Here is a 20,571-nt window from a genome sequence, read left to right on the forward strand (position 1 = left end):
AAATGTTGCATATACGCCAATTTTGAAACCGCATACAATTTGATTATCAACCAAAACAAGAAAAAAGGGGATGACAGGATGAACAAACGCAGAAAGATGGCTTCTCTGCTGCTCGGCTGCATGATGCTGGTCGTATTCAGCGGCTGCGGCGGGGGCAAGAGTGATAACGCGCAGCCGGAAATTTCAGAGCAGGATTATGAGCCTTACGGAAAATATGAGACACCGGTGGAATTTACGATCGGCCGGAATACCAATCATGTGAACAACCTGCCACCAGGCGATACGATTGAGGACAATTTGGCTACCCGATACGTGGAGGACCGGGTGAACGTGAAAGCCAAGGTGGCTTGGGAGACGGACGATATGGATCAGAAGCTCTCGTTATCGATGACAACGGGCGATCTGCCGGACGTTATGCTGGTCAGCCGCGATATTTTCAACCAGCTGGTGGATAATGACCTGATTGCCGATATGACGGAGGTGTACGAGAAAACCGCATCCGACGGGGTCAAGAATATCTACGCTTCCTATGGCGACTTGCTGCTGAACCAGGTGAAGGTCGACGGTAAAATCATGGGCCTTCCGATGACGAATATCGGCAACCAGCACCAGCTGCTGTGGGTTCGGAAGGACTGGGTGGATAAAGTCGGCGCGAAGATGCCGGAATCCGTCGAGGACGTATGGAACCTCGCCAGAACATTCGTGGAAAAGGACGCCTCGGGAACAGGCAAGACGGTCGGAATGGTGATGGATTCCAACGCCATGAACTTTACGCCGGTATTCGCTGCGCATGGCGCCTTTCCGATGAACTGGATCGAGAAGGACGGCCAGGTCGTATATGGATCGGTTCAGCCCGAGATGAAGCAGGCGCTGACGGAGCTGAGCGCCATGTACAAGGAAGGTTTGATAGATAAACAGTTCGCCGTCCGGTCGAATGAAGAGAAGGAAGCGCTTGTGATCAACGGTCAGGTAGGCATGCTGTTTAATCCATGGTGGATCGGCTACACCAACTACAAGGACTCGATCAAGCAGGATCCCGATGCTGTCTGGGTTGCCGTATCGGCACCGGTAGACGAGAACGGCAAATTCAAAACGATCCGTCAGGATCCGGTGGGCGGCGGTATCGTCGTGGTGAAGAAGGATTTTGCCCATCCCGAAGCGATCATGAAGTCGGTCAATCTGACTACGGATTTCCTGTACTCCTTAACGGATGATGCAATCAACTACAAGAAAGAGCATCCGGACGAGATGCTGACCGATGCCAGTCGTTGGAACAATGATCCGACGCAAATTCCGATGCAAGTGGATTATGACGACGTGTTGAAGCGTTATTACGACGATCTGATGAAGGCGGATCAATCCGGGGATGCTTCGGCCGTTCAGGAGGACAGGGTGGTATCCTTCAAGGCATATCAGGAGTTTAAGGAGAAAGGCAATGCCGTCGATGTGAACACCTATGGCGAATACCTCTCACGTATCGAGGGTCAACGCGAAGCGAACAATCCGAATCTGGAAGTGATTCCTGCAGGCTTCTACGGAACCACCGAGACGATGAAGCTGAAGTGGGCCAACCTCCAAAAGCTCGAAGAAGAGACGATATTGAAAATCATCATGGGCCAAGCCCCCGTTGATGAATTCGATAAGTTTGTGGACACCTGGAAGCGTACCGGCGGCGATGAGATTACGGAAGAGGTCAACCAGATGAGCAGCAGATAAGGAAAGCAGGAGCCTTGGCGCGGAGGGCTATTGGTGGTCATCCGCGCGGGCTTTTCATTCGATAAGGCCTGTCCTGACAGGGACATGATGGAGGTGGAGCGCAGTGGAAACAACCGTCAATTCAGAGCGGGAAGTACGATACCGGAGGAAAAAGAAACGAAGAACCTTTGACGAAATGACCTACCATGCGATGCTGCTGCCCGGCATGGTCATGCTGTTCATTTTCTCGATTGTACCAATGTTCGGGGTGGTCATGGCTTTTCAAAAGTTCATCCCTGCAAAAGGGATATTCGGCTCCGCATGGGCAGGACTCGACAATTTCACGTATATGTTTCAACTGCCGGATGCCAAACAGATTTTTGTGAATACGCTGGTCATCGCGGTCGGGAAGATTGTTCTCGGATTGATTGTACCGATCGTGTTCGCCCTGCTGCTTAATGAGGTGCGTCTGAAGCTCTTCAAAAGCACGATTCAAACCATCGTGTATTTGCCGCATTTTATGTCATGGGTGGTCTTGGGTACGATGCTGACCATGATCTTTTCCTTTGACGGCATGATTAACAATTTCCTTGAGTTTCTGGGGCTGGAGCGGATCATGTTTCTGGCAAGCAACGACTGGTTCAGGCCGCTGCTCATCGTGACGGATACCTGGAAGGAATTCGGATACGGGACGATTGTGTATTTGGCTGCGTTGACGGCGATTAACCCGGCTTTGTATGAATCGGCCGCAATGGACGGCGCAAGCCGCTGGAAGCAGACGCTGAATATCACGCTGCCGGGCATGTTTCCGACGATCATCCTGCTGGGCACGCTAAGTCTCGGCAATGTGCTGAATGCGGGATTTGACCAGGTGTTCAACCTGTATAATCCGCTGGTATATGAGACGGGTGATATTATCGATACGTTTGTGTACCGCATGGGTCTGATCAATATGCAGTATTCGTTCGCAACGGCGATCGGACTGATGAAATCGGTCATCAGCTTTATTCTGATTGTTATATCCTACAGGCTGGCCTCGAGGTATGCGGGGTACAGGATTTTCTAGGAGGGTTAGCATGATTCAATCCAAAACGCTGGGCTCAAGGCTATCCCGCCTGATGATTATGCTCGCGCTCGTTCTGATTACATTTGTGTCGCTGGCTCCCATAGTCAATACGATTATGGTGTCTGTCAGCAGCAGCACGGCTGTTAATGCTGGCAAGGTCTACTTTTTTCCGGTGGAGCTGAACTTCTCATCCTACGGGCAGATATTGAATGACACGAAGTTTTGGAAGGCGTTTCTCATATCCGTGGAACGGGTGCTGCTTGGGGGCGCGATCAACATGATTTTGACCATCCTCATGGCCTATCCGTTGTCGCGGAGCGTCACGCAGTTCCGATCGAGAAACCAATATATGTGGATTATCGTGTTTACGATGCTCTTCAGCGGCGGGATCGTTCCCTGGTATATGGTGATCAGCAAGCTGGGGTTGATCAACAGCATCTGGGCACTGGTTCTGCCGGGTGCGGTTCCTGTCTTCAACGTGATTCTCCTGATGAACTTCTTCAAGGGCATTCCGAAGGAGCTGGAGGAGGCCGCATTCATTGATGGTGCCGGTCCGCTGAAAATCCTGCTCAAGATCTTTATCCCGATCTCCATGCCCAGTCTGGCGACCATTACCCTGTTTGTCATCGTCGGTCACTGGAACAACTTCTTTGACGGAATCATCCTGATCAATGACAGCGAAAAAATACCGCTTCAAACCTATCTGCAGCAGCTCAGTCTGACGCGTGACCAGATGCAGAATCTCTCGGTCGAACAGCTGCAGCAGTTCAATAAAATTTCCAACACGACCCTGAACTCGGCCAAAATTCTGGTTTCCATGATTCCAATTCTGCTCATTTATCCGTTTCTGCAGCGTTACTTAATCCACGGAATCGTTCTGGGGGCTGTGAAGGAATAGAACAGCTCAGCCGGTCAGCCTTATTGGCGTGCTCTGTTTGAGCGGGTACATCCAGCATCGGCAAAATGAATTAGGTAGTCGACAGAGACAGCGCCCTTAGCATGAGTCTTTCCGGCGAAAGACCATCCTTCGGCGCTGTTTTGTCATGGTTAAGACTGTTCAGATTGCATTTAATTTGTAAGTGGTATCCGTTCAACATGGACAATTTAAATATATCATGTTATATTGTTATATAAATTAGCAGGTTTTGGAGTACCGTTGGAGGGATATCAATTTGAAAGATGCAGCTTCCACGAAGCCGATGTATGAACAAATTTTTAATGAGATGAAGCGAAAGATCTCAACCCATATTTTTCGGATAGGCGATAAAGTCCCTTCGGAGAAGGAACTCGCGGATGAATACGGAGTTAGTCGAATCACAAGCAAAAAAGCATTGGACCTGCTGGCGGCCGAAGGCGTGATTGTACGCAAGCCGGGAAAGGGATCGTTCGTAGCCGATCCGGATGAGCCTGTGGTGCACAGAGAACCATTCTCCTCCGAGAGCGCAGATGCTGCAGGGGCCAGCCGGGAGAAGATGATCGGTCTTGTCATTACGGACTTTTCTTCAAGCTACGGAACACGCCTGGTCTACAGCATGGAGCAGTATTCGAGGGAGAATGACTGCTTTCTGGTGCTGCGCAGAACGTTTGGAGACCAGGATAATGAGGAATTATCCATTCAGAAGCTGCGTAATCTCGGCGTGAACGGACTCATTGTATTTCCCGCTCAGGGGGAATATTTCAATGCTGAAATATTAAAGATGGTCATTGCCCGTTTCCCGCTTGTCCTGATTGATCGCAAGCTGAAGGGAGTCGCAGCGGCTTCCATTAGTACAGATAATCTTGAGGCAGCCGTGCAGGCGGTGGAGCATTTATTCGATTTGGGTCACCGTCATATTTCCCTGCTGTCTCCTCCACCGAGAGATACGACAGCGGTTGAAGAACGGATTGAAGGGTTCGTGCAGGCTCATGCCGCCCGGGGCATCGCGTTTGATAAGGAAATCTGGATTAGCGATGTGACGGCCACTTTGCCCAATGCCTTCCATGAGAGCAATATTGAACGTGAAATCCAGCGGATCGTGCAGCATCTGCAGGATCACCCTTCGATTACTGCCTTTTTTGCGATCGAATATAACATTGCTTTGCTGGCCAAGGTTGCGGCCGAGCGCCTCGGTCTGCGGGTGCCGGAGGATGTATCCATCATATGCTTCGACAGTCCGCAGCTAAATATCGGCGAGGGTTATTTGTTTACCCATATGCGGCAGAACGAGGAAGGGATGGGGAGGCTGGCGATCGAGACGGTACTGGGCATCATGAATCACGATGATGTAGCCGTTGAGAAGCGATTGCCGGCGGAATTGGTGGTTGGTGCATCTACCGGGCCTGTAAAGAAATAACCAGTGACCTTGTCTAAACCTCTGTGCGGTGAAGCGCGTCAACATATGCATGGATAGCAAGATCGAACGTAATCCACCTGATACCGCCATATCGCCTGATTGAAATTTGATTTCGAAGACGATGCATAGCTGAATACTGAATCTGAACCGGATGCAGGAATACGGCAGTTTTATCCTTTTTCCACTATAGATGAACAAGTACAAGCCATGCGCTCACGGATAAGTGAGTGCATGTTTTTTTGTTCTTTTTTCTAAATGAATGCGGATTAGATATTATGCGGAGACGCAGAATTCAGACATAACATTTGTTTTATATATTGATATATTAACTGGGTGACTGTAGATTATACGATCAACTTAAATACACACGAACTATTTTGCTATGCAAAAATATCCATACAAATCTCAATCCTATGTCTACATCACTTGTCATTATTTCTCGGGAAATAGCATCTGCTAGCGAATTATCCGAAACAAATAGTAGTTTCAGCCAAATCATTCCACTAAAATAGTACTGTTGGAACAACATTCTAGGGGGATATCAAATCAGATGAGTGTAGTACAGCTACGACACGTGCAGAAGACATCCGGCAGTACCGTATTAATTCCGCATATCGACCTTGAAGTGACAGCAGGTCAATGCGTTGTTATTCAATGTAATCATGAATTAGGACATCAATTATTACTCGCCATGATCGGGCAGACGTCGATATCTGAGGGTTCCATATGGATTCACGGAGAGGCGCTGACCCCCCATAATACACGCGACATTAGAAGGAAAATAGGGATTCAACTTTTGTCCGATACAGCTTATGAGCGACTGAAGGTTAGCGAATTCCTTCAATTTTACGCTCGTCTCTACGAGGCGGAGCTGGATACGGACCTGTTATTGCAGCGGCTAGGACTTGCAGAGAAGCGGGATAGCCGAGTGTCGCGGCTGACTTCATCAGAAGTGCGCCGATTGTCTATCGCACGCGCACTCGTACATAATCCGCAGGTTCTATTCATGGAAGATCCGGAGCAGAACGTCGATCTTGAGACAAGTTATATCATTCGCAATCTAATACCGGCTCTGATGGAGGAAGGCACAGCGATCATTATTACGACAATGGTTCTGGAACAAGCCATTTCCATGACCAATGATGTGTACTTATATAGCCATTCCGGATTTAAGAAGCTGGAGACGGCGGAAGAAGAACAAAATCTCCTTAACCCAAACGATAGAAATAGAGATAGAGAGCCAGTTATTTCAATGGTAGGGAAGCAGGTAAGTACACCCACTGCAGCTGATTCCGTTACTAAAAACTTCATATCCGCTGAGGTTTTTGCGAAGACTCAATCGGAAGAAGCAGAAAACCAAGTCACGTTGATTAGGCCTAATACAACAGCAGAGATGGAATCCGGTATGGAAACGAAGCCGGAAGACGCCGAGATAAGCGCTTCACCTGATAAATCGTTGTCTACCGAAACCGGCGCCAGTGTCGGGGCGGTAGATCTAGACTCACAATCGGAGCCAGCGGGAAGCCAGGTCCCTGTTTTTGTCCAGCCCATGCGTTTTGAGAAGATTCCGGCCAAGGTGGGAGACAAGCTCATTCTGTTTGATCCGACGGAGATTGATTATATCGAGAGTCATGAAGGTGTCGCGAATCTGCATGTTCTTCAAGGGACCTATGCCTGTTCCATGTCGTTAAGCGATCTGGAAGGGAGACTCAAAGGTTTTGGTTTTTATCGTTGTCACCGCTCGTACCTGGTAAATCTTCAGAAGGTCCGCGAAGTCATCACATGGACACGGAACAGCTACAGCTTAATCCTGGACGACCAAACCAAGAGCTCTATTCCGCTATCCAAGAGTAAATATGATGAATTAAAGAAGATCATTGGCATTTAATTGCGGTTTGTTCATCCGAATTGCTGCTCCGTTCAAGGGAGAAATCGCAGGTTTCAATGGCAGATATACTCCTTTCATCCCTTATATAATGCGGCTTTTCTGGCGTTGCCATAACATGAAGTGTGTAAGGCGATAACGAAAACCCGAAGGGATGGATCAAGCATGCAACCAATCATTGAAGTCAATCAGCTGCTGAAGGCATTCGGAAACAAGAGTGCGTTACAGCATATCCAATTTCATATTAATCAGGGCGAAATATTCGGATTCCTGGGTCCTAGCGGATCGGGCAAAACAACGACGGTAAAAATTTTGACTTCCCAACTGCTTCCAACCTCCGGCACCGTTAAAGTATTCGGTCAACCTATCCATAAAATGAATGATGCCAACCATAAGCGCCGGATCGGGATATTGACCGATAACAGCGCTTTATATGAAAGACTCACCATCCAAGACAATCTGGAACTGTTCTGCAAGTTGTACGATGTGGAATTGAAACGGATTGCCGAAGTACTGGAAGAGGTCAATCTAGCCAATGACCGTCAAACGATGGTGAAGAAGCTCTCAAAAGGGATGAAGCAACGAGTGATGCTGGCACGCGCCATTCTTCACAAGCCGGACCTCTTGTTCCTGGACGAGCCTACGTCGGCGTTAGACCCGGCCAATGCCCTGCATATTCATGAGGGATTGCGGAAATTGAATCGGGAAGGGACCACCATTTTTCTGACAACCCATAACATGATGGAAGCGGAGAGTCTGTGTGATCGTGTAGCCTTTATCCATGATGGCGTGATCAAAGCGATTGATACCCCGCAGCAGCTGCGTCTGGCGCATGCCGATCAATCGATGACGGTTCTGGTAGAAGGTGAGGGCAAGCTGGTGCTGCAGCAGAGTGAAGAGAGTGCGCAGCGCATTGGGCAATGGATGCAAGAAGGCAAGCTATTATCGATCCATTCGAATGAACCTACGTTAGGCGATATTTTTGTACAAATGACAGGGAGGGAATTGCAATGACCTTTTCCATGAAGAGACTGCAAGCCATTATAAATAAAGAGTGGAAAGATAGTATCCGTAACCCGCAAATTCTATTGATGATGGGAATGCCGATCCTGTTTGCCTTCCTGTTCAGTAGAATGGGGGCCAATGGTACAACAGGCGATGACATGATGATATTGAGCTTCCCGATTTTGCTCGCCTTATCGATGACAGGCGCGTTTGTGCTGGCGATGATGGTCGCGGAAGAGAAGGAGAAGCACACCCTGCGCGTATTGATGCTCTCGCCTGCAAGTACAACCGAGATTCTGATGGGTAAAAGCTTTCTTACTTTCGTATTAACATTGATCGCTGTGATCGCTTCGGTGGCCGTCTCGGAAGTGCCAGAGGTGAGCTGGGGAATTCCGTCCCTGCTGATTCTCATCTCGCTTATCATGTTCATTGCGCTGGGGTTAATCATCGGTTTGATGTCGCGTAACGTACAAGAGTCCTCCATCATCGGTTTACCGGTTCTCATTATCTTCGTTATGGGCCCGATGTTCGCTCCCATGTTAGACAGCGAATTCATGATGAGCTTCGTAAACTATTTGCCTACGCAGAAGTTTATCGACGTGATGGGAAGTGTCAGCAGAGGAGAAGCTGTGGGCGTAATGACCAAAGATTTGCTGATTTGCGCCGGATGGATGGTCATCTCGATCGCTGCCGCTGCAGCGGTGTACAGCCGGAAACGGTTCGATAAGTAGTCTGCTCAAACCATAAGCCGCGAGGGAGACGATGGTTCTCCCTGCGGCTTTTTACATGCAGTGGATACGAAAAAAGGCAACCCCATTCGCCCCCGTATGGACGATGAGATTGCCTTGGCTGCTAATTAATCGAACTTGATCACGCCGGTGGTATGAAGCAGCACCAAAAATACGAGTACTGGCGCGATATAACGGAGCATGAACAGCCATACCCGGAACCAGCCGGCTTTCAGTCCAGCGGCATCTGCCGCCTTCTTCCAGAAGTATCCTGCAAAGATGGTGGTGATCAGACCTCCGACCGGAAGCAGAATGTTGGATGTGATGAAATCCAGCCAATCGAAGAAGTTTTTACCGCCGATATCGGTAAGCCCAGGTACGATGCCGAATGACAACGCAGAGGGTAGACCGATCAGCATAACCAGCGCGCTAATAACGACTACGGATTTCGTGCGTCCCCAATGCCAGCGGTCCATGACATACGAGGTTGGGACCTCCAGCAGTGAAACGGAGGAGGTTAATGCGGCGATGGCTAGCAGAATGAAGAACAATCCCCCGAAAAAAGCACCCAGCGGCATGGCCGAGAAGGCCGCCGGCAAGGCAATGAAGACAAGAGAAGGTCCGGCATCTGGCTCAATCCCGAAGGAAGCGGTTGTCGGGAATATAATGAGCCCGGCAATAAACGCATAAATCAGGTCGCCAGCACCGATGGCCAGGGTAGCCGGCCCCAGAGATTGCCGTTTATCAACATAAGCCCCGTAGGTCAACAGAATCCCCATCCCCAGTGAGAGGGAGAAGAAGGCATGTCCCAGCGCGACCAGTGCCGCTTCCGGGCTCAGCTTCGAGAAGTCAGGATTCAAGAAGAAGGATACGCCTGCGCCGGCTCCTGGCAAGGTTACCGCACGGATCATTAACACGATCAACAGGATGATCAGGCCGGGAATCAGAACTTTGTTGAATTTCTCGATCCCTCCGGAGATTCCTTTGGCTACAACCAACCCGGTAATAATAATAGCGGCGAATTGCCATACAATCGGCATGTAGCCTTGCGTAAACGTAGTAAATTGACCACCGAAATCGGTGTTGTTGTACAGATTGCCGCTAAACGACATGACGGCATAATGAAGCGTCCAGCCTGCCACAATGACATAGAAGGTCAGAATGAGAAACGGCGCAATAACCTGGAGCAATCCAAGATGCCCGAAGACTTTCGGTCCGCCCGCTTTAACGAAGGAAGTCGCGGCACTCCCGCGGCCAGCTCGTCCGATGGCAAGCTCCGCCAGCAGGACGGGCAAACCGATCACGATGAGACAGATGATGAAGAGCAGGAAGAAAGCTGCACCGCCGTGTTCTCCCGTAATGTAAGGGAACTTCCACATGTTTCCGAGGCCGACAGAGCTCCCGATCGCGGCCAGAATGAATCCAGCAGAGGAAAAACGATCACTTTTCCCCGGTGAAGCTGGGTTGTTGAGCTGAGATTTCATAGATGTTCCCCCAGTTGATTAAAGTTAAGTTCCTCTATTATATTTCATGTTCTGCCAGAAAGGCATAAGTAATTTTTCCTAAGGGATAAGGACCTGCATGTTTATTATGCTGTTAATGCAAAGTTTTCAATACTAACATTAACCACGATTTGTAAATAAATAAACCTTAAACATCAAGTTTAAGGAAATGAAGAGACTTTGGGTAGGGAAAAAATCACAAATGCACCTGATGATAATGAAAGTTGGCAGGGGTTGACAAATATCTTAGATTGTTATATCTTTATATTAAGATAAACAACAAATCAAAATCATATGGAAAGAGGGATATCATGATCAAAAGCTTAACCCGGATTAATGAATTGGCTAAAAAACAGCGGGAGGGCGTGCTCACGACTGCGGAGAAAGCCGAGCAGCAAGTCTTGCGCACGGAATATCTGCGTGAGATCCGCGGCCAAGTGCTAAGTACCTTTTCGGGATTAAGCATCGTGGATCCCGACGGAAACGACGTGACACCTGAGAAACTTCGAAATGAGCAGAAGAAGCTGAGAGAAAATTAAATTGCCGTGACTGTGTAACGCCTTTACACAGTATGGTGAGCATAATGAAACAAGAAGAAGAGATCGCCATGTCATGGTGATCTCTTCTTTATTTTAAGCTAGTTATGTCGGGCTCCTCTATCCAAACCGCTCCGTCTTGTACCATTTGGACTCCCTGCCCGTAATCTTGTCCACGATCATGGAGTAGAAGGCCTTGATGGAGATGATGAGGAACAGCTGAGCGTAGGTGAAGTACGATACGCAGGAGAGAATGAAGTTGCGCGTGTTGCTCTGGCCAATGTCCGTTGCGAGCGCCAGGTTGATCTGTAGGACGTAAATATAATACATTAAGGCCCAAGCGATGATGAGATACATATACACATCGCCCTCAAACCGGAAAGGAGAGACGACGGCCGGATTAAATAGCGCGATGATCTGATATACGATATTGGTCACAAATATAATATCCGAGATGATAATGGCAATCATAAACCAGAAGTAACTGGCTGCGTAATACAGCACATGCAGCTTAATCCGCCAGCTTGTCCGGTCAAACAGATGATGAATATTATCCGTGACAACGCTGTAGTTGCCCTTGGCCCAGCGTTCGCGCTGTTTCATGTATACCTTCAGATCCTCGGGCTCCTGCTGATAAGCTTCGGCTTGCGGAGCCAGCGCAATAAGCTGGCCTCTCGTCAGGATCTCGAACGAAATCGCGGTATCTTCCGTGATCGCTTGTTCATCCCATCCGCCGATGTCCTGAATGAGCGCGGTTTTCACGATAAAGTTCGTGCCAGGAATGGTACCCAGCTTAAACAGCTGCCATAACCCGGTATGATGCACGCGCTGAATGGTCACCAGCTCCAGATTGATGCAGCGGGACAGAAAATTCTGTCCGCGGTTTCGGGCCTTGTTGCGGCCAAAGACAGCCCCGTAGCGTTCAGGCTGCTCCATCGCCTTCTGCGTCAGGAACAACAGTGCGTTTTTCTCAGGTGCGGCATCCGCGTCGTAGACACAGATCCATTCGCCTGTTGCCTTCTTGAGCGCGTCGTTCAGGGCGCCCGATTTACCGCCGGTTCCGGTTCTCTCCAGAATAAGAAAGTCGCGGTCGCGGTAACGTTCATTGGCTTTCAGCGCCCTTAAGCGATCAGCCGTATGATCCTTGCAATTGTCGGCGATGACAATCACCTGCATTTTGTGATGCGGGTAATTCATCTGCAGAATGTGCTCTACCGTTGCCTGGATGACCAATTCCTCGTTATGCGCGGGCACCATGACCGTCACGGTTGGAAAATCCTCCAGATTGCTCGGATTCACCAGCTTCTGCCGGTTTTGTTTATGAATGAACACGATGGCCCCTGCCATGATAATGATCGATTCCAGCACGGCAATCCATATACTGATGATGGAAATGACCAGGAAAAAGTCAGTCACTGAACCTCCCCCGATCATATTTTCGTTTGACTTTCGAACGGAAGCTTAAGGTGGCAATCGTCAGAATAATGATGGCTATGGAGAACACGATGCTGACCCCGATGCACAGAGGGATAAACCAGTGGGTATATGACATCGGCCGCAAGCCTCCTTTTGATGGATGATGGCAACTTAACTTGGTTAAATATATTCTCCAATGAGGTCGGTTTCGGTATTTCGTTCTAATGCAGAGATGACGTCATCGATATTTTCGTATCGGCTAAATTGCTCCTTCTGGAACACGAGGCCGCCGGCGCGGACCACAAGCTTGAGGGACATGCCTTTTTTGTCACGGAAGGGGACGTTCATCATGGCGACTTTGATGCGCTCCATAAGGCTTTTGAGATATTCCGGCTTGGTGAGCGGGCACAGAATGATAAAGCGTCCTTCTCCAATGGAGAATTTATAGTCCTCATAACGAATCTGCTTCTGTATCGTGCTCGACAGCTCCATCATTAGCTTGGCAAAACGATGTGATCCGACAGACTCCCTGGTCAGGGGGAGAAAATCGAGCTTAAACATCATGATGCAGAAGCTGTACTGATCCGAATAGCGATTGGCCAGATTGGCTTGTTTCACCAGCGTATCTGCGAAAGCATCCTTGCTGCCAAGGGAGGTGTCGATGTCGATATCCGGGTTGGTTTTCCTCAATTGCTCGAGACGCCTTATGAACCTTCGGCTTCGCACCAGAGCTAGCTTGATGAAGATGGCAATAGCGGTATTGGCCGGAAGCAGCAGTATCCAGGATAGGGTGAGCACATTGACCGGGGCTAGGGTGGACAACCATACGAAGTAAGTGACCAGATACACAAAAACGGCAACCGTCGAAACGCCTACCGGAAGAAAGAAACCGATCAATAAGGCGGCCAGTGTACCGACGCTGAACAGGAATTCTGTGAAAGTAAAACTTTGATTTACATAGATGTTCCAGAATATGAACAACTGCTGGATAATAGCAAGAGCAATCAGCAGAAAATAACCGAGTTCGACGCGACGTAAAGGGGTGGATTTTTTCATGTTTTACCTACTTTCTAAACGCTTAAACCTTTAATCGCTGTAGTTGGGCCATTCCATATGTTATTTAAAAATTACCCAAATGTCGATAGATTTATCGAACGTTGTCATAATCTACATATGGGATACCGAATTTAATGTCCATTGACCCTGGAATTCTCCTTTCAACTGACCCTTCCGGGGATCAGGGAATATGGGGTAGAGTAGAGAATAACGTCTTCATGAGGTCACAGGCGGTAACGCCCATTTGTCTTATTAGTGGTGTAGCTGTCATGCCGAAAATATACAGAATAAGAAGGTGTGTGCCTGATGTTATTGGATCAAATCTATACCGAATACAAGCCGATGATGTTCGGCCTGGCCTACCGGATGCTGGGGAGTGCGGCGGATGCGGAGGATATCGTGCAGGATGTTTTTTCCCAATTCGTGCAGATGGATCGGGGAGAAGTACGGAACGATAAGGCGTATTTGGCCAAAATGACAACGAACCGCTGCATCAACCTGTTGAAATCGTCCAGACGCCAGCGCGAAACGTATACCGGTCCCTGGCTGCCTGAGCCGATGCCGGATTATGACATGCTGGCGCGGTCCGATCCTGCGGAACGCCGCGAAACGATTGGTTATGCCTACCTGGTGCTGCTTCAACGGTTAACGCCGCTGGAACGTGCCATTTATATCGCCAAGGATACGCTGGGGCTTGAATATCCGATCATAGCGGAGATGCTTGGAAAGACGGAGATCAGCTGTCGCAAGACCTTCAGCCGTGCCAAGCAGAAAATGGGGCAGGCCACGGAGAGGCCTAAGGGAGAAAACGCCCGGACGGAAACACAGGAACGCTTCGTTGAAGCATTCCTGCGCGCGTCCGATATGGGGAATTTTAAGCCGCTGCTGTCTTTCCTGAAGGAAGAGGTTACGCTGCTATCGGATGGGGGCGGCAAAGCGAAGGCAGCCATCAATCCGATATTGGGCGTGGAACGGGTACGCGCATTCTTCGAGGGGTTATCTGCCAAAGGCTCGTTTCGGGAAGGGTTTGAGCCTGTCTCCGTAAACGGAGAGCCTGGCCTGTTGCTGAAGCGGAACGGTAGGGTCTCCATGGTGCTGACGGTAGAATGGGAACCCGACCTATCCCGCATCAGTCAGATTTTTCTTGTGGTGAATCCGGATAAATTACAGCTGTTTAATCAAAACAGCCCGGGAACAGCCCTGTAGCGACACCGATCCGGTTCCAGGCATTGATCGTTGTGATCGCCATGACCAGATCGACGAATTGCTTCTCGTCAAAATGCTTGCGGACGCGTTCGTATACCTCTGCAGGAACGCCGGCCTCGGACAGCTTGGTCACGCACTCCGTCAATTCGATGACGGCCCGTTCTTCGTCGGAATATATCGGGACCTCCCGCCACATCGGCAGAAGGAGGAGGCGGTCCACGCTTTCGCCCATGGAGAGCAGATCCTTGGAATGCATATCCACGCAGAAGGAGCAGCCGTTGATCTGGGATGCCCGGAGCTTAATGATTTCGTACAGCTTGTGATCGAGTCCGCTTTTTTGGGCCGCTTGCTCCAGGGCAAGCAGCGTTTTGAAGGCTTCGGGATTGGCCGATCGGTAATTCATTCGAAGTTCCATGTTCAGTTCCCCTTTACGGTATGATTGGTGATGTTCACCCATATGACATTCTGCCGGTCAGAATTGTGACATGTTCTAATGGAAAAAAGAAAGAAACCCTTAAAAGGTGGAGAACGAAAGCACGAAAAAGGAACGGCGATTCTTGGCAGAAGCGCCGCCCCGGGTAACGTTCATGTACATCCAGAGGGTTTCTTTGTCGTTTATTAGGCTCTAAATGTTACTTTCCGGCCTTAAGCGGAACGCGCAGGACATCGTCTCGCTTATGGGTGGTATAGTTCGAAATGTACACCTCAAGCTCGGTCTTGTCGAAATTCTTATACACGTCTATATGTTTGTTGTTGTCATCGCCGAGCAGGCCGATCATGGCCGGCATTCCATAGCTTCGGTCATCGCCGTCAAGATAATAGGTTTGGTTGACGCCGCCGAATGTCGGATCGGAGCTTAAGGATTCTACGTAGAGATTGTTGTCCTTCATGTAATAGGTCCATGTGATCGGATAACCTGCAATGCTGGACGTTAAGCTTTGAGGTTCAGCCGAAATGCCGGTCAAGCGGATTGGATTCTTGTCTCCGGCATATTCATCGACGCGGTGCTTGGCAATCAGAGACACCGGTTGGTTCGCCAGGGAGGCCGCATGAAGTCCGGTCATTTCAAAACGCAGCTCCGTCTTGCCTGATTGGCCGGGAACATGCCAGCTGCCTCCGCTTAACAGCGTCCCGCCTACATCCAGCTGGTAGTCCATGTAAGGAACACGAGTATATTTCTCTTCATGGGTCAGGATCAGCCGGACTTGGGTTGGCGTAACGATCATCTCATGAATTTTTGTTCCGCCAGGCACCTGATCTACAGGGATGTTCAGCACTTCCTTAAATGTTCCGCTGTCCATTTGTTTTTTGGACAAGGCCATATTTAAACTCCAGGTGCCGTCTGCGGTTCCGAGTGTGCGATCATAAGCCAGCTGGAACCTCGTACCTTCAGCACGCAAGGAGTCCGAATTGAATACTTGCTGACTCAGGTATTCCCCGGAGGCTGCCGGGGTTCCAAAAGTAGGAGCTTCAACCTCCTTAATCATCTCTTTCTTGTCATCGGTCGCTTGAATTCGTACCCAGCTTCTGCTATTCATTTCGGGATCCGTAAAGGTAATGGCCGATTGGAGCAGGACATTTCCTTCGGCTTGCTCAAAAGACTGCAGGGTCACGCTGTCAATGCCATCCTTTTGAATGGGGAATACCTGCGTATTCGGATCTTGAGGGTCGTAGCTGATGGACTGTTTTCCATCGCCGGTAAAACGGATATTCTCCATGGCAAACTCGATATCCGCCATTTGGCCATCCGCAACCCAATCGGTCTCAAAATACCCCTGGAATACGCCAAGCTCCTCATTCCACTGATGGGAATAACGGCCCTCGATGGAATGGCCCTCCTTATCTTTAAGCCCAATATGATCAAAGGCTACTTGCTCGCCAGCTCGTGTTGAGCCTGGATCCAGACTGTAGAGCAGGAACGTCCGGTTCTCATCGATAAACGCCGTGTGCACCGTTAAGGTGATGCCGTCTCTCGTAACGGATTGCTCAATCGTCTGGCCAAGCCCCTGCTCCAATGCAGTCTGGATCCCGGCCCTGTAAGATAGAAGATTGGACCAATCATAGTTCAGGGCCGCATAGACCGGCGTTGCCATCAAAGCGACGGATATCCCCGTGATGATCGCAATCCGTTTTCGTCTGCGCGGACGAAGCGGAACCGACTCACCCCCGGCCACCTTCAATTCGTTCTGCTGGATGCTGCTCCACATGCGGTCAAAATCAGGATAAGACACGTTATTCGCTGTTTTCATCTGGTCCTTCAGATTGTTCTCAAAACGTTCCAAATTGTTTCTCTCCCTTCAGCCAAAAGCCGTTATGGTGTTCGAGCTTTTTGCGCATGATTTTCAATGCTTTGTGAAGCCTTGATTTAACCGTCCCGACGGGAATCTTCAGCGTTTCGGCGATTTCCGCCATCGACAGCTCACCGATATAGCGGAGTGTGACAACGGCCATCAGCTTGTCCGGAAGCTGCCGCAGCAGTTTCTCCCATTCCGCCGCCGCTGCTTTTTCCAATACGATGGTGTCTACGGATTTAACCGATGCCGTGGTCTGCTCGTGGAGCCACTCGACCTGACTTTGCTTGTCACGCTGGGTCTGATTTCTTCTAAGCAGGTTCAGGCAATGATTCATCGCGATGCGCATGATCCAGGCACGTGTATGCTCAACGCTTCTCCAATCCTGACGAAATACGGTGACAAATACGTCGTGGCAGAGATCTTCCGCATCCTGCGCGTTCCGCAGCATGTAGTAGCAGGTACGGTACACATCCTTGTTGTAAGTATCGAATAACTCGCGTTCCGTCAATCCAAGGCACTCCTTTCTTTTGCGTTATGTCTAATAAACAAATGACCCTTGGAAAGGGTTCATCTTTTTTTGCTGCCGCTCATGCAGCGAAGGTCTGAGTCCGTCTCCGTAACGGTTAATTGATTTCATTCTAACAAAAAAGAACATCTGCCCACCGTATAAAACGAAGGGCAGATGTTCTATGGATGTCTGTAAGATGAGAAGCCGCTGACAGGCTCAATTGGAGCCTAACGATTAGGCATTTGCTTATAGGAGGTTATCGCTTTGGCTTAAGCTATGCGGAACCAGCTGATTTGCACTTCGCCTTTCAGGATGAGGAAGACGTCAGCCCGTCCTGTTAACCCCGTCAGTTCGGCTTGAACCGTCGTCCAGGCCTGGCGTCCTCCGGTCGGCAGAACCTTGCAGCTTCCGACTGTCGGACCATCCGGGCTGCCGGTCGTAATGACGATGTCGCCGCCCTTGATATGTCCGCTCACCCTGGCCTCGAACGTTGCCGAAGAATCGCCGAGATCGGCGTCATGGAAGGCGATCCATCCCGAGTCGCCGGTTAAACGGATGCTTTCCCCGCCTTCACGGCATTCATCCAGGAAAACATCCTGGTAGTCGTCATAGTTCACCGCTCGAACAGATTCTCGCAGCGTGCGTGGAGGGATCGTCTCACCTTCGACTTGAAGGACTGCGGTTTCCGGCAATTGACTGGAGGACGATCCAGCCATGAGTGTATAGGTCCCCTTTTCAACGCAGTAGCGATCCCGGGTGACATCCCAGAACGCCAGATCCTCCGCCTTGAGCTCAAAGCTTACCACTTCCGAAACGCCTGGAGACAGATGGATGCGACGGAAGCCTTTCAACGTTTTGAGAGGACGGATGACGCGGGAGGAGTCAGCCCTCACATACAGCTGAACCACCTCATCCCCGGCTAGCTGGCCCTCATTCCTCACGGTAACGGTGACGATGACGCTGCCATCGGCGGTGATTTCCGGTTGGCTTAGCGACAGACCGCTGTATTGGAAGCGGGAATAGCTGAGACCATGACCGAACGGGTACAGTACATCACCGTCGAAATATTGATAGGTCCGTTTCCCCTTGATGATGTCGTAATCCATGAGGTCCGGAAGCTGTTCGGTCGACTTATACCACGTCATGTTTAAGCGGCCGCCCGGATTGTAATCTCCGTACAGAACGTCGGCCACCGCATGGCCCAGCTCCTGCCCGGCGTGAGACGTAAAGAGGATGGAGGGCACATGCTCCTGTTCCCAGTTCACCGCGAACGGATATCCGCCTACGATGACAACCACCGTATTGGGATTAGCTTCGTAAACCGCCTGAATCAAGGCTTGCTGAGCAGGCGGAAGGGTGATGTCGGGACGGTCGATCGTTTCCTTGCCGTTAATGAACGGACTGTTCCCCACGAATACCAGGGCGGTTTCAGCCGATGCTGCCGCCGCGACGGCTTCGGCGATGCCGTCCTGAACCGTTTCGATGGCAATTGGCGTTCCCATATCCTCGCTGCCGCCTACCACAAGGCGTCCGTGCTCATCAAGTAGGATCGGTTTGCCTTCCCAGTTCTTCATCATAAAGCTTCCATCCGGTAACGCCTCGAAGCTGAAAGCCTCTTTCACGAACCAGCCGCGAGCCTCGTCAGCCGTTGCGTGCAGTCCCGTCTCGGTTTCGGTTACGAATTTGCCGCTGCCAACAAGGCGGAGCGTCACGGAGCCCCAGCCCCAATCGTTCCGCTCGAACACCGCTGCTCCGGACGGCTCAGCCGTGCTTGCAAGCAGCCCGCCATCCTCTTCCGAAGATAAGGTGATATATTTGCCGCTAACAGCAGAACGAAGACGCACCTGGTCTAATCCCGTATGAAAATGGACGCGGCCGTCCCGCATTTTCTCCCGCACGCCCTGAAGCGGCGTAATCCGGTATGGAGGCGTACCGCTGTACCAATCCGTAAATGCTTCGTTAGCCAGGGGACCGATGACAGCAGCGGATTTCAACGGATCACGCTTAAGGGGCAGCAATCCGTCGTTTTTCAGGAGCACGATCGATTCCCGGGCGGCACGCAGCGATAATTCGGCATGCTCGGGCGCGCAGAGCTTCGTCTCCGGCACATGGCTGTACGGATTCCGTTCTTCTGGATCGAATTCGCCGAGACGGAACCGGACACGGAAGGAATTGCGGAGGGCGTGATCGAGATCCTGCTCTTCCAATAATCCCTGCTCCAATGCGTCGCGGAGAGCGCGGAAGGAGATGTCCTGGTCGTCGGTGATGCTGTCGATTCCGGCTTTAACGGAGCCGGCCACGGCCTCTGCATAGGAAGAGACATAATGATGGTCTATGACGGTGCCGAGAACGTCACCGGCGTCTCCTACCACGAATCCATCCATGCCCCATTCTTTTTTGACGATGTCGTTCACTTCATGGTTCAGGTTGCACGGCGTGCCGTTGATGCCGTTATACGCGGTCATCATGGAACCGGCTTTCCCTTCCCGGAACGGAGCCTCGAAAGCCTTCAGATAATACTCGCGTTTGTTTCTCGGATCGATGCTTACCGAGGCGCTGCCGCGGTCAACTTCGTTGTTATTGCCGTAGAAGTGCTTCAGGGTAGCTACCGTTTTGTAGTAGAAGGGATGGTCTCCCTGCATGCCCTTCACAAGCCCGGTGGAGAGTTCCCCGGTCAGGTGCGGGTCTTCCCCGTAGGCTTCTTCCGTGCGTCCCCAGCGAGGGTCGCGTTCCAGATCCACCGTGGGCGCCCAGATGGTCAGTCCGTTGATGGCCCGGTCGCGCTGGTAATAGACGCGGGCTTCCTCCGCGATGACCGAACCGATCTCCCGCATCAGCTCGGGATTCCAGGTACACGCAAGCCCGGTATTTTGCGGGAACACGGTCGCTTCGCCAAGCCATGCCACGCCGTGAGCACCTTCGGTGCCATGCTTATATTTTTGCACGCCGAGGCGGGGGATTTCCGCCTGGTATTGGCACATTAACTCGATTTTTTCGTCCAAGGTCAATCGGGATACAAGATCGTTAACCCGTTCTTCCAGCGAAAGATCAGGATTCTGGAATGGATATTTCATGAGCAAAACCTCATTTCTAAACATAGTTGGAATGGAAACGCTCTCAGTTATACTTGCGATAAGTTCATGCTTCTCTTAAAACGGTTAATCCAACTCCATCATAGCGTGCAAAGCGGAGCCGTAATACACCGAGAATTAGCGCAGTTTTCATGTGAAAATTTCGATTCCTTCGGATAACTGATTTGATGACCTCATCGCCTTAGCCGGCAATCTGGTGTTTGATGATTGGGAAGGGCTCCAGGAAGCCGGAGGATGAACGGGCTGCTG

Annotated in this window: 17 protein-coding genes; 9 read left to right on the plus strand and 8 right to left on the minus strand. The window is 50.4% G+C overall.

Going from position 1 to position 20,571, the window contains the following annotated elements; translation table 11 throughout:
- Positions 1–78: 78 nt before the first annotated feature.
- From OHJ21_RS22150 to OHJ21_RS22180, 7 genes are all read left to right on the plus strand, one after another.
- Positions 79–1,716 (plus strand): extracellular solute-binding protein, encoded by a 1,638-nt coding sequence (locus OHJ21_RS22150; protein WP_100539785.1) that lies wholly within the window; start codon positions 79–81, stop codon positions 1,714–1,716.
- Positions 1,717–1,891: 175 nt separating this feature from the next.
- Entirely contained in the window at positions 1,892–2,761 is an 870-nt protein-coding gene (locus tag OHJ21_RS22155) for an ABC transporter permease (RefSeq protein WP_243390928.1), read from the plus strand.
- A gap of 10 nt (positions 2,762–2,771) precedes the next feature.
- Entirely contained in the window at positions 2,772–3,659 is an 888-nt protein-coding gene (locus OHJ21_RS22160) for a carbohydrate ABC transporter permease (RefSeq protein ID WP_100539786.1), read from the plus strand.
- 274 nt (positions 3,660–3,933) lie between these two features.
- Complete coding sequence (locus OHJ21_RS22165; protein ID WP_326111608.1) at positions 3,934–5,094, plus strand: GntR family transcriptional regulator; 1,161 nt, start codon at positions 3,934–3,936, stop codon at positions 5,092–5,094.
- A gap of 550 nt (positions 5,095–5,644) precedes the next feature.
- Positions 5,645–6,982 (plus strand): LytTR family transcriptional regulator DNA-binding domain-containing protein, encoded by a 1,338-nt coding sequence (locus OHJ21_RS22170; protein WP_411829530.1) that lies wholly within the window; start codon positions 5,645–5,647, stop codon positions 6,980–6,982.
- 162 nt (positions 6,983–7,144) lie between these two features.
- Positions 7,145–7,993, plus strand: coding sequence for an ABC transporter ATP-binding protein (locus OHJ21_RS22175; RefSeq protein ID WP_326119577.1), 849 nt, complete (start codon positions 7,145–7,147; stop codon positions 7,991–7,993).
- 8 nt (positions 7,994–8,001) lie between these two features.
- Positions 8,002–8,715 (plus strand): ABC transporter permease, encoded by a 714-nt coding sequence (locus tag OHJ21_RS22180; protein ID WP_394057807.1) that lies wholly within the window; start codon positions 8,002–8,004, stop codon positions 8,713–8,715.
- A gap of 125 nt (positions 8,716–8,840) precedes the next feature.
- Here the strand turns inward: OHJ21_RS22180 and OHJ21_RS22185 are convergent, their stop codons facing one another.
- Positions 8,841–10,196, minus strand: a complete 1,356-nt coding sequence (locus tag OHJ21_RS22185; RefSeq protein WP_326119579.1) for a sodium-dependent transporter — start codon at positions 10,194–10,196, stop codon at positions 8,841–8,843.
- Positions 10,197–10,525: 329 nt separating this feature from the next.
- Between OHJ21_RS22185 and OHJ21_RS22190 the strand changes: the two genes are divergently transcribed.
- On the plus strand, positions 10,526–10,753 hold the full coding sequence (locus tag OHJ21_RS22190; protein WP_326111604.1) for a DUF896 domain-containing protein: 228 nt from the start codon (positions 10,526–10,528) through the stop codon (positions 10,751–10,753).
- 117 nt (positions 10,754–10,870) lie between these two features.
- Here OHJ21_RS22190 and OHJ21_RS22195 read toward each other — a convergent pair whose 3' ends face one another.
- The 3 genes from OHJ21_RS22195 to OHJ21_RS22205 are packed head-to-tail and all read right to left on the minus strand — an operon-like array spanning position 10,871 to position 13,222.
- Positions 10,871–12,166, minus strand: coding sequence for a glycosyltransferase family 2 protein (locus OHJ21_RS22195; RefSeq protein WP_486021164.1), 1,296 nt, complete (start codon positions 12,164–12,166; stop codon positions 10,871–10,873).
- On the minus strand, positions 12,159–12,302 hold the full coding sequence (locus OHJ21_RS22200) for a hypothetical protein (protein ID WP_326111602.1): 144 nt from the start codon (positions 12,300–12,302) through the stop codon (positions 12,159–12,161). Before OHJ21_RS22200 ends, OHJ21_RS22195 begins: the two co-directional genes overlap by 8 nt.
- A gap of 44 nt (positions 12,303–12,346) precedes the next feature.
- On the minus strand, positions 12,347–13,222 hold the full coding sequence (locus tag OHJ21_RS22205; protein ID WP_326111600.1) for a GGDEF domain-containing protein: 876 nt from the start codon (positions 13,220–13,222) through the stop codon (positions 12,347–12,349).
- Positions 13,223–13,528: 306 nt separating this feature from the next.
- On the opposite strand from OHJ21_RS22205, the gene OHJ21_RS22210 reads away from it, so the two are divergent.
- Positions 13,529–14,428, plus strand: coding sequence for a sigma-70 family RNA polymerase sigma factor (locus tag OHJ21_RS22210; RefSeq protein ID WP_486021165.1), 900 nt, complete (start codon positions 13,529–13,531; stop codon positions 14,426–14,428).
- On the opposite strand, the gene OHJ21_RS22215 is transcribed toward OHJ21_RS22210, so the two are convergent.
- The 4 genes from OHJ21_RS22215 to OHJ21_RS22230 form a co-directional block, all read right to left on the minus strand.
- Positions 14,397–14,843, minus strand: a complete 447-nt coding sequence (locus tag OHJ21_RS22215) for a carboxymuconolactone decarboxylase family protein (RefSeq protein WP_009593821.1) — start codon at positions 14,841–14,843, stop codon at positions 14,397–14,399. The genes OHJ21_RS22210 and OHJ21_RS22215 overlap by 32 nt on opposite strands.
- Before the next feature lie 217 nt (positions 14,844–15,060).
- Complete coding sequence (locus OHJ21_RS22220; RefSeq protein WP_394057815.1) at positions 15,061–16,710, minus strand: DUF4179 domain-containing protein; 1,650 nt, start codon at positions 16,708–16,710, stop codon at positions 15,061–15,063.
- The gene (locus OHJ21_RS22225) at positions 16,697–17,230 is read right to left on the minus strand and encodes an RNA polymerase sigma factor (RefSeq protein ID WP_326111597.1); all 534 of its coding nucleotides are present in this window, start codon (positions 17,228–17,230) and stop codon (positions 16,697–16,699) included. The genes OHJ21_RS22220 and OHJ21_RS22225 overlap by 14 nt, the downstream gene beginning before the upstream one ends.
- 269 nt (positions 17,231–17,499) lie before the next feature.
- Positions 17,500–20,304 carry a glycoside hydrolase family 3 protein gene (locus OHJ21_RS22230; protein WP_394057817.1) on the minus strand — a complete coding sequence of 935 codons (2,805 nt, stop codon included), beginning with the start codon at positions 20,302–20,304 and terminating at the stop codon, positions 17,500–17,502.
- Positions 20,305–20,571 lie beyond the last annotated feature (267 nt).

It is taken from the genome of Virgibacillus sp. LDC1 (assembly GCF_025792345.1).
GTDB classification, from domain to species: Bacteria; Bacillota; Bacilli; order Paenibacillales; family Paenibacillaceae; genus Paenibacillus_AQ; species Paenibacillus_AQ lautus.

What these genes read in the sequence shown, in the direction of transcription:
- OHJ21_RS22185 (WP_326119579.1), bottom strand. Translation starts at nt 10,196, where the DNA reads ATGAAATCTCAGCTCAACAACCCAGCTTCACCGGGGAAAAGTGATCGT.
- OHJ21_RS22190 (WP_326111604.1), top strand. Translation starts at nt 10,526, where the DNA reads ATGATCAAAAGCTTAACCCGGATTAATGAATTGGCTAAAAAACAGCGG.
- OHJ21_RS22150 (WP_100539785.1), top strand. Translation starts at nt 79, where the DNA reads ATGAACAAACGCAGAAAGATGGCTTCTCTGCTGCTCGGCTGCATGATG.
- OHJ21_RS22230 (WP_394057817.1), bottom strand. Translation starts at nt 20,304, where the DNA reads ATGAAATATCCATTCCAGAATCCTGATCTTTCGCTGGAAGAACGGGTT.
- OHJ21_RS22210 (WP_486021165.1), top strand. Translation starts at nt 13,529, where the DNA reads ATGTTATTGGATCAAATCTATACCGAATACAAGCCGATGATGTTCGGC.
- OHJ21_RS22155 (WP_243390928.1), top strand. Translation starts at nt 1,892, where the DNA reads ATGACCTACCATGCGATGCTGCTGCCCGGCATGGTCATGCTGTTCATT.
- OHJ21_RS22200 (WP_326111602.1), bottom strand. Translation starts at nt 12,302, where the DNA reads ATGTCATATACCCACTGGTTTATCCCTCTGTGCATCGGGGTCAGCATC.
- OHJ21_RS22175 (WP_326119577.1), top strand. Translation starts at nt 7,145, where the DNA reads ATGCAACCAATCATTGAAGTCAATCAGCTGCTGAAGGCATTCGGAAAC.
- OHJ21_RS22180 (WP_394057807.1), top strand. Translation starts at nt 8,002, where the DNA reads ATGAAGAGACTGCAAGCCATTATAAATAAAGAGTGGAAAGATAGTATC.
- OHJ21_RS22170 (WP_411829530.1), top strand. Translation starts at nt 5,645, where the DNA reads ATGAGTGTAGTACAGCTACGACACGTGCAGAAGACATCCGGCAGTACC.
- OHJ21_RS22160 (WP_100539786.1), top strand. Translation starts at nt 2,772, where the DNA reads ATGATTCAATCCAAAACGCTGGGCTCAAGGCTATCCCGCCTGATGATT.
- OHJ21_RS22205 (WP_326111600.1), bottom strand. Translation starts at nt 13,222, where the DNA reads ATGAAAAAATCCACCCCTTTACGTCGCGTCGAACTCGGTTATTTTCTG.
- OHJ21_RS22215 (WP_009593821.1), bottom strand. Translation starts at nt 14,843, where the DNA reads ATGGAACTTCGAATGAATTACCGATCGGCCAATCCCGAAGCCTTCAAA.